5 protein-coding genes, 1 tRNA gene and 3 rRNA genes are annotated in these 13,534 nt (G+C 51.3%); 6 read left to right on the forward strand and 3 right to left on the reverse strand.

The window, feature by feature from the left end:
* The first annotated feature begins 362 nt into the window (after nucleotides 1-362).
* Both crfC and ACLHV8_RS01825 read left to right on the forward strand, forming a co-directional pair.
* Nucleotides 363-2,717 carry a clamp-binding protein CrfC gene (gene crfC, locus ACLHV8_RS01820; RefSeq protein WP_208595122.1) on the forward strand — a complete coding sequence of 785 codons (2,355 nt, stop codon included), beginning with the start codon at nucleotides 363-365 and terminating at the stop codon, nucleotides 2,715-2,717.
* Entirely contained in the window at nucleotides 2,714-3,589 is an 876-nt protein-coding gene (locus tag ACLHV8_RS01825; protein ID WP_028017887.1) for a diguanylate cyclase regulator RdcB family protein, read from the forward strand. The genes crfC and ACLHV8_RS01825 overlap by 4 nt, the downstream gene beginning before the upstream one ends.
* A gap of 58 nt (nucleotides 3,590-3,647) precedes the next feature.
* On the opposite strand, the gene kdgT is transcribed toward ACLHV8_RS01825, so the two are convergent.
* Complete coding sequence (gene kdgT / locus ACLHV8_RS01830) at nucleotides 3,648-4,640, reverse strand: 2-keto-3-deoxygluconate transporter (RefSeq protein ID WP_049007705.1); 993 nt, start codon at nucleotides 4,638-4,640, stop codon at nucleotides 3,648-3,650.
* 648 nt (nucleotides 4,641-5,288) lie between these two features.
* On the opposite strand from kdgT, the gene proP reads away from it, so the two are divergent.
* Nucleotides 5,289-6,791, forward strand: coding sequence for a glycine betaine/L-proline transporter ProP (gene proP, locus ACLHV8_RS01835; protein WP_028017885.1), 1,503 nt, complete (start codon nucleotides 5,289-5,291; stop codon nucleotides 6,789-6,791).
* Between the two features lie 34 nt (nucleotides 6,792-6,825).
* Here the strand turns inward: proP and ACLHV8_RS01840 are convergent, their stop codons facing one another.
* A complete protein-coding gene (locus tag ACLHV8_RS01840; protein WP_108089431.1) occupies nucleotides 6,826-7,779 on the reverse strand; it encodes a nickel/cobalt transporter in 954 nt (317 codons plus the stop codon).
* Nucleotides 7,780-8,277: 498 nt separating this feature from the next.
* On the opposite strand from ACLHV8_RS01840, the gene ACLHV8_RS01845 reads away from it, so the two are divergent.
* The 3 genes from ACLHV8_RS01845 (at nucleotide 8,278) to rrf (ending at nucleotide 13,113) form a co-directional block, all read left to right on the forward strand.
* A 16S ribosomal RNA gene (locus ACLHV8_RS01845) occupies nucleotides 8,278-9,815 on the forward strand.
* Nucleotides 9,816-10,023: 208 nt separating this feature from the next.
* Nucleotides 10,024-12,925 (forward strand): 23S ribosomal RNA (locus ACLHV8_RS01850).
* A gap of 72 nt (nucleotides 12,926-12,997) precedes the next feature.
* A 5S ribosomal RNA gene (gene rrf, locus ACLHV8_RS01855) occupies nucleotides 12,998-13,113 on the forward strand.
* Together the 16S, 23S and 5S rRNA genes form the textbook arrangement of a ribosomal RNA operon.
* Before the next feature lie 223 nt (nucleotides 13,114-13,336).
* Here rrf and ACLHV8_RS01860 read toward each other — a convergent pair.
* A tRNA-Phe gene (locus ACLHV8_RS01860) sits at nucleotides 13,337-13,412 on the reverse strand.
* Nucleotides 13,413-13,534: the final 122 nt, after the last annotated feature.

A 13,534-nucleotide genomic window follows, 5' to 3' on the forward strand; every position in this document is an offset into this window, starting at 1 on the left:
AGCAAATTGCTACGCTCCTTCATTTCGGATAAGGTGAAGCAACACATTGTTATTTATCTCCGGACTTCCCCGCCATTCATATCTTATGGTGGTGACGCATTACCTCTCTTTTTAGGTGGGTAAATAACGATGATATATCCTGAAGCTTCTTAAAAATGGGCTACGCTTTTTTCTTTTGGCCGTCAGGCCAGGAGGAGAGCTTCACACGCCATGCAAGGATAGTGAATTATTTCTGATTAGCATCAATCAGTTATATTTCGGCGAACATGTTTTCCACACGTGATCATATAAGCCTGAACAACATAATAAAAACCAGTGGCTTAATAAAAGTAATAAATTTGCGTTAAGGAAAGGCTTTTATCATGCACACACAGACCATTTTTGAATTAAGCCAGGAAGCAGAGCGTTTGTTACAGCTTGCCCTGCAAAATCTCGATACGCTGAAATCAGTGCCGACGGCGATGCTGGATAGCACCACGGCGGCGATTACGGGTGAAAAGAACAACGTCTTGCCTTTGCATTTTAGTGCGCGCGGTGTCGAAGCACAGCAGGCAATGTTGAATAATGAATTACGGAAAATAACGCGTCTGGAAATGGTTCTGGCTATTGTTGGTACCATGAAAGCGGGGAAATCGACCACTATTAATGCGATTGTGGGCACGGAAGTGTTGCCGAACCGCAATCGTCCGATGACAGCGCTACCGACATTGATCCGTCATACACCGGGTCAGAAGGAGCCTGTACTGCATTTCTCTCATGTCTCGCCGATTGATGATTTGATCCGACTGCTACAGAAAAAGCTCTGCGATAACGATCGTGGGAAACTGGCTCAGCGTCTGGAAATTGATAAAGACATGAATATGCTGCTGGAGCGAATTGAAAAAGGGGAAGCTTTTGAGAAGCATCACCTGGGCGCACAGCCGATATTTCATTGTCTGAAAAGCCTCAATGACCTCGTCAGACTCTCCCTGGCGCTGGGTGTCGAATTTCCCTTCTCTGAGTACGCGGCTATCGAACACATTCCGGTGATCGAAGTAGAGTTCGTACATCTTGCGGGTCTGGATGCCCACCTCGGTCAGCTGACGCTGCTCGATACCCCAGGGCCTAATGAGGCCGGGCAACCGCATCTGCAAAAAATGCTTAGCGAGCAGTTGTCCCGTGCATCGGCAGTGCTGGCAGTGATGGATTACACCCAGCTTAAATCTATTTCTGATGAAGAGGTCCGCCAGGCTATTTCGGTCGCGGGAAAATCAGTGCCGTTGTATGCCCTGGTCAATAAATTCGATCAGAAAGATCGTAATAGCGACGATGAAGAACAGATCAGGGCGATGATCTCTGGCACGCTCATGAAAGGCAATATTTCGCCCGGGCAGATCTATCCTGTTTCATCAATGTGGGCGTATCTGGCGAACCGCGCCCGCTACGAGATGATTACCCACGGACAACTGCCGGATCACCAGGAGCAGCCCTGGGTTCAGGATTTTGCCGAAGCTGCCCTTGGGCGTCGTTGGCGTACAGCGGATTTGGATGATATCGACCATATTCGTCATGCCGCCGATCTGTTGTGGGAAGACTCGTTATTTGAACAACCGATACGCAAACTGATTTACGCCGCCTATGCCAATGCGTCGTTATTTGCGCTGCGTTCGGCGTCGCATAAGCTTCTAAACTACGCGCAAAATGCCCGGGAGTATCTCGATTTTCGTTATCAGGGGCTGACTGTGGCCTTTGAGGAACTCGAACTTAACATTACGCGAATTGAAGAGGATATGGCGCAGCTGCAGACGCGTCAGCAGGTGGTCAGCGATGAAGTGAAACATGAAGTCGAGGAGGCGCTGAATGCAACGGATGACTTTATGGCGTTGCAGAAAAGTGCGCTTCAGCAGGCGATTGGTCATGTTTTTAGCCGTCCCAATATTCTTGATTTGGCCGGGAATGATCCGCTGAATCTTCGTCGCGATGAACCGGAAGCGCTTAAACAGCTTACGCTGGAAGATGAGGGACAGGCGCAGATTGTGCTGAGTAAAATCCGTTCCTCCTGCGAGCTGGTCATGCTGGATGCGCAGACGAAGATCTGTCGGGAGTTGGCGTTACGTTTTGATCAGCTGGAGTCTACGCTTGCGCGTTCACTGAATGAAGCGATGCGGCCTATTGAAACGCGTATTAAAGAACATCTGAGCCATGCCGGTTTTCGCGCACGGATTAGCTTCCCGGCGTTTCAGGCTAACCAGCTTAACTTCAACACGCGGGCGCTGTTTAACGATGCCATTGCGCAGGATAACACTCCGGCAGGCCAATCATCTGGCGGGAGTAGCATGCGTGAAACGGTCTCTCGCTGGCTCAATAACCCCGGCTGGGGTTGGGATGATTACGTCGAAACGCGCACGCGTTTTGTTATCGATATTGCACAGCTACATGACAAATTTAAGCAACATATTGAGCAGTTTTGTGAACAAATCCGTAAAGCTTTATCCGCGCAGGTCGATGTCTCTGTTACGGCAGGAATGGCAACGTTCTTTGCAGAATTTTCGTTATGCCTGACCGGGTTACAGGAAAGCTTGCGTGATAGCCTCGCAGTGCGTCAACAAAATGAGCATTCAACCCGAGCGCTCTGCCAGTTGTTGAAGCAAAGTATTACTACTGCGACGTGGATTCAGGAAGATACCCGACTGTTACGCGATGACATTCAAACTCTATTCGCGGCAGAGCAACCATGACAACACAACTACTGGACGGTCCCGGGAGAACGCTGGAGTGCATTAATCCAAAATTTATGGTCGATCTGGTGCAGGGTGTCGATGCGCCGCGTCATCCCCACCAGGGACCACAACAGCTGCAGTTTCGTGAGCGTTTGACTCAGGAGATCATGACGCATACCCGGCTACGGCCCTGGGCAATGGCTGGAATGCTCAATGAAAATGCGGCGTTACGCCTTGGGCTGGCAGAAAAACTGGCCGGTATGCTTGACCCCGGTCATCTCGCGCTGACGCTGATGGCCGATAAACTGATGGCGCTGCGTCAGCAGACTCACCCGCGGGCTCCGCAATCACCGGGCCTGATGCAGCAGTACGCTGAACTCTCCTCTCATTTTACCCAGCGTGCAGCTTATAAAGAAAAGGCGCTGACCCAACGCGGATTAACGGTGCAGGCGGGTGAGCACAGTGAGCAAATTTTTACCCGCTGGCGAGCCGGGCTCTATGATGGCTGGTCTCTGGCCGGGCGCTGCTTTGTCGTCCTGGAAGAACTGCGCTGGGGGGCATTTGGCGACGCATGTCGCCTGGCCAATGAAGATGTGTCGGCAATGCTCAAGGATAACTTACGCAGCATGGCGGCGAACTATCTGGCGCAAGGTATCAATGCGTCTCCCTCTACCCGCCATTTTTATCACCAGTGGTTAACGACGCCTGCTTCTCCAGGATTGATCGATCATAAAGATATGCTGGGCTGGTTGGGTGACTGGTGCCAGGCGGATAAGCATCCTGTGAGCTGGTCAGTGACGCAAAACTGGCAAACCGTCGCGCTGGGTATGCCGAGGCTCTGTTCGGCAAAACGGTTGGTGGATGGGATGATGGAAGAGATTTTTGGGTGAATCCCTTACACATCTGCCCCCCTTTCCCCACAGGGAAAAGGGGGGCAGATGTGATGTGTTAATGATTCATTTCTATTGGTTTCGGTTCAGGCTGGGACTCTTGCCTATTTCCGTAACGTTTTGCATACAGCGCCGTGATGATGGGCACCAGGATCGCGGTAACAATCACGCTGGCAGCAACCAGTGCCGTCGCTGACGCGGCCACCGGTTCGAAGGCCGGATTTATTTGGGCAATGATCACCGGGTTTGCTACCGCCGCACCTGCGGCTGAAGAGGCGGCGACACCCGCCGTTCCGTTTCCTCCTCCAATCACGCGGTCGGCAATAATCAGCGGAATACCGGTGATGATGATGACAGCCACGCCCAGCACAATACCCAGCAGGCCTGTATCGAGAATGACATTCAGATTGATGGTGTTACCCAATGCGAAACCAAAGAACGGGATCAGTACTGGAGTGGCTTTGCTAAAGAAGTCACGCAAGTCGTGATCCAGGTTACCCAGGGCGAAACCGATCAGGAATGGCAGGATCGCGCCGACAAAGTGGTGGGGTTCAAATGATGCCAGGCCAGCAGACCCCAGAATCAGCATCGTCATCAGCGGGCCGGATTCCAGAGACATCAGTACAAATGCCCCGGACTCTTCTTTCGTTCCATACTGGTTCATCAGGCTGGCATACAATCCACCGTTGGTCATATCCATCGCAGAGACAATTGCCAGAACTGATAAACCAGCGAAGAACCCGGTCTGAATTCCATTCTCCGGAATGAACATTGCACATATCATTGCCACAGCCCAGGCGACTGCTATTTTGGTTATCACCAGCGTACCGGATTTACGTAATACGGTACCCGTTGCCCGCAAATTAATGGATGCTCCAATACAAAAGAACCAGACTGCCAGAATGGGAACGGTGCCGGTTATCATTCCTTTTGTGAAACCACCAAAATAGGCTCCGGTATCAGGAGCCAGGGTATTCAGGATGGCACCCAGTACCAGCGGAACCAGCATCATGCCGCCAGGTATGCGTTCTATCGTGGCCTTAATCTTCATATATAACCCTCACATCTGATCCCGCGAAACGGGTGATAATCGCTAAAAATAATTCAATAAATTCAATCAATTGAATTTTTTTTCGTGAATTTATTTCGATAGCCATGCAGCAAAAAATAAACGTGTGCTCTCGTTTAGCCATGTTTGAAAACACATGTAACGTCGTATTTGAATTTATCATGCGATCAATGGAATGTTGATTCAACAAAAACAAAACGATGTTTTAGTTATCTTTGTCACATATTCAATGTAAATTTTCGGATGGGTTCTTGATGGGCGGAGTTATGTAAATCTGATGTGAATTAATGCGGTTTGTTTTTCCGTTACAAAAGAAATAATGACGCACGTGAGGATATTCTTGTAGGGGGAATGAGGAAGGTCTTATTGGCGCTAATTGACAAAAACTTAACTCAGTTGACCTTATGCGCAAATTAGCGTGAAGTTGATCACAAATATAAACGCTGGTAGGGTAAAAAGGTCATTAACTGCCCAGACAGGCGTCAACAGGTTCGGTTGTATCGACGTAAAACGTCAATGTAAGTAAACCTGCTACGCTTGAATAAGGCGATTCGCATGGAGCGGATCCCATGGTTCACAGAACGCAAACTGGACTGTGAAACAGACAGGGCCGAGTCTACGAGGATAGTTATGCTGAGAAGGAAAAAGATTAAACCCATCACACTTCGCGACGTCACCATCATTGATGACGCAAAATTGCGTAAAGCCATTACCGCAGCTTCGCTCGGTAATGCGATGGAGTGGTTCGATTTTGGTGTCTACGGCTTTGTGGCCTATGCGTTAGGTAAAGTGTTCTTCCCCGGGGCTGACCCCAGCCTGCAGATGATTGCCGCACTGGGTACGTTTTCCGTTCCCTTCCTGATTCGCCCGCTGGGCGGCCTGTTCTTCGGTATGCTCGGCGATAAATATGGTCGCCAGAAGATCCTTGCCATCACCATCGTCATTATGTCGATCAGTACGTTTTGTATCGGCCTGATCCCGTCGTATGCCACGATCGGGATCTGGGCGCCGATTCTGCTGCTGATATGTAAGATGGCCCAGGGCTTCTCCGTGGGTGGGGAGTATACCGGTGCTTCGATCTTCGTCGCAGAGTATTCCCCGGACCGTAAGCGTGGCTTTATGGGGAGCTGGCTGGACTTTGGCTCGATTGCCGGGTTTGTCATGGGCGCGGGCGTAGTAGTACTGATTTCAACTGTGGTAGGGGAAGATAATTTCCTCGACTGGGGCTGGCGTATCCCGTTCTTCCTGGCCTTGCCGCTGGGGATCATTGGTCTGTACCTGCGTCATGCGCTTGAAGAGACCCCAGCATTCCAGCAGCACGTCGAAAAACTGGAACAGGGTGACCGTGAAGGGCTGCAGGAAGGTCCGAAGGTGTCGTTCAAAGAGATTGCCACTAAGCACTGGCGCAGCCTGCTGACCTGTATTGGTCTGGTTATTTCTACCAACGTCACCTACTACATGCTGTTGACTTACATGCCGAGCTATTTGTCGCATAACTTGCATTACTCGGAAGATCACGGTGTGCTGATTATTATCGCCATTATGGTCGGTATGCTGTTTGTGCAACCGATTATGGGTCTGTTAAGTGACCGCTTTGGCCGTCGACCGTTTATTATCCTGGGGAGTGTTGGTCTGTTTGCCCTGGCAATCCCGGCATTTATTCTGATTAACAGTAATGTACTGGGGCTGATTTTCGCGGGTCTGCTGATGCTGGCAGTGATCCTCAACTGCTTTATTGGGGTGATGGCCTCCACATTACCCGCGATGTTCCCGACACACATTCGTTATAGTGCGCTGGCCGCAGCTTTTAACATTTCGGTGCTGATTGCCGGTCTGACCCCGACCCTTGCCGCCTCGCTGGTGGAGAGTACGCAGAACCTGATGATGCCTGCTTATTACCTGATGGTGATTGCGGTGATTGGTTTGATTACCGGTATTGCTATGAAGGAGACGGCAAATCGTCCATTGAAAGGGGCGACGCCTGCCGCATCCGATATTCAGGAAGCGAAAGAGATCCTGCGTGAGCACTACGATAATGTAGAGCAGAAGATTGAGGATATTGACGCAGAGATTGAAGAACTGCAGAAAAAACGCTCCCGACTCGTGGATCAGCATCCACGCATCAACGAGTAATAAATGAAACCCGCCAACGGCGGGTTTTCTTTTATTAGCATCCGGCAGCGATGTAGTCGCCATTGGCGCTGATGGGGATCACTGTCAGGAACAGGATCGTCGCGAACAGGATAAGAACTATCCCTCCGGCTATTTTGACTACCGGTACCAGCCATCTTAGTGAGGAGCTTCCTCCAAACCAGGCCACGGTACGCTCACGGGCGTAACGTACTGCCAGTGAAAGTCCCATAATAGAAAGTGCCGTTCCCAGAGACATGGTCATTACTGCTGCCATCCCCCAGGTGACTATGCCCAGCGCGTTCGAGAACATCAGGATCATGATTGCCCCGCTACACGGGCGCGCGCCAATTGCCAGAATCACACCCAGGCGGGTTTTCCAGTCACCTTGTGTCAGATTCGCTCCCACACCATGGTGGCTACAGCCACAGTGTTCGTCATGCTGATGGAGGGGCTTGATGGCTGAAATAGTCATCCTGTGCGGACGCAGGCTCTTAAGCGACTGGTAAATGATAAATGCACCAAATGCGCCAATGAGTACTGCGCTTATCTTCTCAACATACCAGCGGCTGGTACTGATATCCCCTGATGCGAGGTTAAACCCGACTGCCAGAATAAAGACAAAAAGAATGGCGCTGACGCCTTGCATCAGGCTGCCAAGGAAAGGGACAACCCGGGCGGCCAGCTCGCTTTCCTTATTTGTAGTCAGGTAGGTCGTCACGATGAACTTTCCGTGCCCGGGGCCAATGGCGTGGAGAACGCCATAAAGGAAAGCCCCCGTTAATAGCCATAATCCGCCGCTGTACTGGTGGTTATTAAGCTGCAGCAAATACATCACCAGATAACGGTGCAGCGTAATTTGCGTGGCCAGGCACCACTGGATAAAGGCATTCCAGTGCGTATGCAGGGTAAAACCGGCAAAGAGGATCGCCAGCAACATTAGCCCTGCTGTGGGGATACGCCAGTCACGGGTGAGGCGTTGTGTGGTCATGAAGGTGGCCTGCGGAGGAGAATATTTGCCGCTAGTATAGTTGATCTTCCTCCTCGGTTCGCAGGATCACGCCAGGATCCATGAACAAATGTGGATAAGTCTGTGTGTAAATGGGTATAAAGCGGGGTTTTGCTGGGGAATGCAGCAGTCAGTCATTTTTTTGCAACTTTTCGGTTGCGGCCTGCGGAGAACTCCCTATAATGCGCCTCCATCGACACGGCGGATGTGAATCACTTCACAAACAACCCGGTCGGTTGAAGAGAAAAAATCCTGAAATAACGGGTTGACTCTGAAAGAGGAAAGCGTAATATACGCCACCTCGCAACGATGAGCTGAAAGCCGCGTTGCAACTGCTCTTTAACAATTTATCAGACAATCTGTGTGGGCACTCAAAGTGACATGGATTCTTAACGTCCCCGGACGAAAAATGAATACCAAGTCTCAACGAGTGAACACGTAATTCATTACGAAGTTTAATTCATTGAGCATCAAACTTTTAAATTGAAGAGTTTGATCATGGCTCAGATTGAACGCTGGCGGCAGGCCTAACACATGCAAGTCGAGCGGTAGCACAGAGAGCTTGCTCTCGGGTGACGAGCGGCGGACGGGTGAGTAATGTCTGGGAAACTGCCTGATGGAGGGGGATAACTACTGGAAACGGTAGCTAATACCGCATAACGTCGCAAGACCAAAGAGGGGGACCTTCGGGCCTCTTGCCATCAGATGTGCCCAGATGGGATTAGCTAGTAGGTGGGGTAACGGCTCACCTAGGCGACGATCCCTAGCTGGTCTGAGAGGATGACCAGCCACACTGGAACTGAGACACGGTCCAGACTCCTACGGAGGCAGCAGTGGGGAATATTGCACAATGGGCGCAAGCCTGATGCAGCCATGCCGCGTGTATGAAGAAGGCCTTCGGGTTGTAAAGTACTTTCAGCGGGGAGGAAGGTGCTGAGGTTAATAACCTCAGCAATTGACGTTACCCGCAGAAGAAGCACCGGCTAACTCCGTGCCAGCAGCCGCGGTAATACGGAGGGTGCAAGCGTTAATCGGAATTACTGGGCGTAAAGCGCACGCAGGCGGTCTGTCAAGTCGGATGTGAAATCCCCGGCTCAACCTGGGAACTGCATTCGAAACTGGCAGGCTAGAGTCTTGTAGAGGGGGGTAGAATTCCAGGTGTAGCGGTGAAATGCGTAGAGATCTGGAGGAATACCGGTGGCGAAGGCGGCCCCCTGGACAAAGACTGACGCTCAGGTGCGAAAGCGTGGGGAGCAAACAGGATTAGATACCCTGGTAGTCCACGCCGTAAACGATGTCGACTTGGAGGTTGTGCCCTTGAGGCGTGGCTTCCGGAGCTAACGCGTTAAGTCGACCGCCTGGGGAGTACGGCCGCAAGGTTAAAACTCAAATGAATTGACGGGGGCCCGCACAAGCGGTGGAGCATGTGGTTTAATTCGATGCAACGCGAAGAACCTTACCTACTCTTGACATCCAGAGAACTTTCCAGAGATGGATTGGTGCCTTCGGGAACTCTGAGACAGGTGCTGCATGGCTGTCGTCAGCTCGTGTTGTGAAATGTTGGGTTAAGTCCCGCAACGAGCGCAACCCTTATCCTTTGTTGCCAGCGGTCCGGCCGGGAACTCAAAGGAGACTGCCAGTGATAAACTGGAGGAAGGTGGGGATGACGTCAAGTCATCATGGCCCTTACGAGTAGGGCTACACACGTGCTACAATGGCGCATACAAAGAGAAGCGACCTCGCGAGAGCAAGCGGACCTCATAAAGTGCGTCGTAGTCCGGATTGGAGTCTGCAACTCGACTCCATGAAGTCGGAATCGCTAGTAATCGTAGATCAGAATGCTACGGTGAATACGTTCCCGGGCCTTGTACACACCGCCCGTCACACCATGGGAGTGGGTTGCAAAAGAAGTAGGTAGCTTAACCTTCGGGAGGGCGCTTACCACTTTGTGATTCATGACTGGGGTGAAGTCGTAACAAGGTAACCGTAGGGGAACCTGCGGTTGGATCACCTCCTTACCTTAAAGAACCTGCCTTTGTAGTGCTCACACAGATTGTCTGATGAATGATAAATTTCAAAATGTACTGCGAAGTGCATTGTGAAATTTTGCTCTTTAAAAATCTGGATCAAGCTGAAAATTGAAACGACACACAGTTAATGTGTGTTCGAGTCTCTCAAATTTTCGCAAATCGATGATGAATCGAAAGAAACATCTTCGGGTTGTGAGGTTAAGCGACTAAGCGTACACGGTGGATGCCCTGGCAGTCAGAGGCGATGAAGGACGTGCTAATCTGCGAAAAGCGCCGGCGAGGTGATATGAACCTTTGACCCGGCGATGTCCGAATGGGGAAACCCAGTGTGATTCGTCACACTATCGTTAACTGAATACATAGGTTAACGAGGCGAACCGGGGGAACTGAAACATCTAAGTACCCCGAGGAAAAGAAATCAACCGAGATTCCCCAGTAGCGGCGAGCGAACGGGGAGCAGCCCAGAGTCTGAATCAGCTTGTGTGTTAGTGGAACGGTCTGGAAAGTCCGACGGTACAGGGTGATAGTCCCGTACACGAAAATGCACAGGCTGTGAACTCGAAGAGTAGGGCGGGACACGTGGTATCCTGTCTGAATATGGGGGGACCATCCTCCAAGGCTAAATACTCCTGACTGACCGATAGTGAACCAGTACCGTGAGGGAAAGGCGAAAAGAACCCCGGCGAGGGGAGTGAAAAAGAACCTGAAACCGTGTACGTACAAGCAGTGGGAGCACCTTCGTGGTGTGACTGCGTACCTTTTGTATAATGGGTCAGCGACTTATATTCTGTAGCAAGGTTAACCGTATAGGGGAGCCGAAGGGAAACCGAGTCTTAACTGGGCGTTAAGTTGCAGGGTATAGACCCGAAACCCGGTGATCTAGCCATGGGCAGGTTGAAGGTTGGGTAACACTAACTGGAGGACCGAACCGACTAATGTTGAAAAATTAGCGGATGACTTGTGGCTGGGGGTGAAAGGCCAATCAAACCGGGAGATAGCTGGTTCTCCCCGAAAGCTATTTAGGTAGCGCCTCGTGAACTCATCTTCGGGGTAGAGCACTGTTTCGGCTAGGGGGCCATCCCGGCTTACCAACCCGATGCAAACTACGAATACCGAAGAATGTTATCACGGGAGACACACGGCGGGTGCTAACGTCCGTCGTGAAGGGAAACAACCCAGACCGCCAGCTAAGGTCCCAAAGTCATGGTTAAGTGGGAAACGATGTGGGAAGGCACAGACAGCCAGGATGTTGGCTTAGAAGCAGCCATCATTTAAAGAAAGCGTAATAGCTCACTGGTCGAGTCGGCCTGCGCGGAAGATGTAACGGGGCTAAACCATGCACCGAAGCTGCGGCAGCGACGCTTATGCGTTGTTGGGTAGGGGAGCGTTCTGTAAGCCGTTGAAGGTGTCCTGTGAGGGATGCTGGAGGTATCAGAAGTGCGAATGCTGACATAAGTAACGATAATGCGGGTGAAAAGCCCGCACGCCGGAAGACCAAGGGTTCCTGTCCAACGTTAATCGGGGCAGGGTGAGTCGACCCCTAAGGCGAGGCCGAAAGGCGTAGTCGATGGGAAACAGGTTAATATTCCTGTACTTGGTGTTACTGCGAAGGGGGGACGGAGAAGGCTATGTTAGCCGGGCGACGGTTGTCCCGGTTTAAGCATGTAGGCGGAACGATTAGGTAAATCCGGTCGTTTATTAACGCTGAGGTGTGATGACGAGGCACTACGGTGCTGAAGTAACAAATGCCCTGCTTCCAGGAAAAGCCTCTAAGCATCAGGTAACATCAAATCGTACCCCAAACCGACACAGGTGGTCAGGTAGAGAATACCAAGGCGCTTGAGAGAACTCGGGTGAAGGAACTAGGCAAAATGGTGCCGTAACTTCGGGAGAAGGCACGCTGATATGTAGGTGAAGCCCCTGCGGGTGGAGCTGAAATCAGTCGAAGATACCAGCTGGCTGCAACTGTTTATTAAAAACACAGCACTGTGCAAACACGAAAGTGGACGTATACGGTGTGACGCCTGCCCGGTGCCGGAAGGTTAATTGATGGGGTTAGCGGTAACGCGAAGCTCTTGATCGAAGCCCCGGTAAACGGCGGCCGTAACTATAACGGTCCTAAGGTAGCGAAATTCCTTGTCGGGTAAGTTCCGACCTGCACGAATGGCGTAATGATGGCCAGGCTGTCTCCACCCGAGACTCAGTGAAATTGAACTCGCTGTGAAGATGCAGTGTACCCGCGGCAAGACGGAAAGACCCCGTGAACCTTTACTATAGCTTGACACTGAACACTGGTCCTTGATGTGTAGGATAGGTGGGAGGCTTTGAAGCGTGGACGCCAGTCTGCGTGGAGCCGCCCTTGAAATACCACCCTTTAATGGCTGGTGTTCTAACGTAGACCCGTAATCCGGGTTGCGGACAGTGTCTGGTGGGTAGTTTGACTGGGGCGGTCTCCTCCCAAAGAGTAACGGAGGAGCACGAAGGTTAGCTAATCCTGGTCGGACATCAGGAGGTTAGTGCAATGGCATAAGCTAGCTTGACTGCGAGAGTGACGGCTCGAGCAGGTGCGAAAGCAGGTCATAGTGATCCGGTGGTTCTGAATGGAAGGGCCATCGCTCAACGGATAAAAGGTACTCCGGGGATAACAGGCTGATACCGCCCAAGAGTTCATATCGACGGCGGTGTTTGGCACCTCGATGTCGGCTCATCACATCCTGGGGCTGAAGTAGGTCCCAAGGGTATGGCTGTTCGCCATTTAAAGTGGTACGCGAGCTGGGTTTAGAACGTCGTGAGACAGTTCGGTCCCTATCTGCCGTGGGCGCTGGAGAATTGAGGGGGGCTGCTCCTAGTACGAGAGGACCGGAGTGGACGCATCACTGGTGTTCGGGTTGTCATGCCAATGGCATTGCCCGGTAGCTAAATGCGGAAGAGATAAGTGCTGAAAGCATCTAAGCACGAAACTTGCCCCGAGATGAGTTCTCCCTGACTCCTTGAGAGTCCTGAAGGAACGTTGAAGACTACGACGTTGATAGGTCGGGTGTGTAAGCGCAGCGATGCGTTGAGCTAACCGATACTAATGAACCGTGAGGCTTAACCTTACAACGCCGAAGGTGTTTCGGCGAAGAGACAGACAATCAAATTTCAGCCTGATACAGATTTAACAGAATTTGCCTGGCGGCTTTAGCGCGGTGGTCCCACCTGACCCCATGCCGAACTCAGAAGTGAAACGCCGTAGCGCCGATGGTAGTGTGGGGTCTCCCCATGTGAGAGTAGGGAACTGCCAGGCATCAATCAGGAAGAACCCCGTACCGTAAGGTGCGGGGTTTTTTGCTTTGTGCGTGAAAAATGTCAGGTAGTGACTTTGCCTTGCCTTCAGTAGCGCCCATAGAACATGGTAAGGCCAGCCACTTGGTTTCTTTGAAAGATGATTTAAGCGGTGGAAACAACATTTGAGGTTTGATAAACGCAGAAAAGCAAAAACCCAGCCATAGGCTGGGTTCTTTAAATAGTGGTGCCCGGACTCGGAATCGAACCAAGGACACGGGGATTTTCAATCCCCTGCTCTACCGACTGAGCTATCCGGGCAACGGAGCGCATTAAACCGCAATCAGGCCTTATCGTCAACCTTATTTCAGGAAAAGCTGTTCAACTGCTTAAGTTTGCGGCAATCTGACGGTTTACGCGCCGAATCAGCCCAATTTAGCCGA

Source organism: Enterobacter sp. CPE_E863, from assembly GCF_046521465.1.
Taxonomy (GTDB): Bacteria; Pseudomonadota; Gammaproteobacteria; order Enterobacterales; family Enterobacteriaceae; genus Enterobacter; species Enterobacter adelaidei.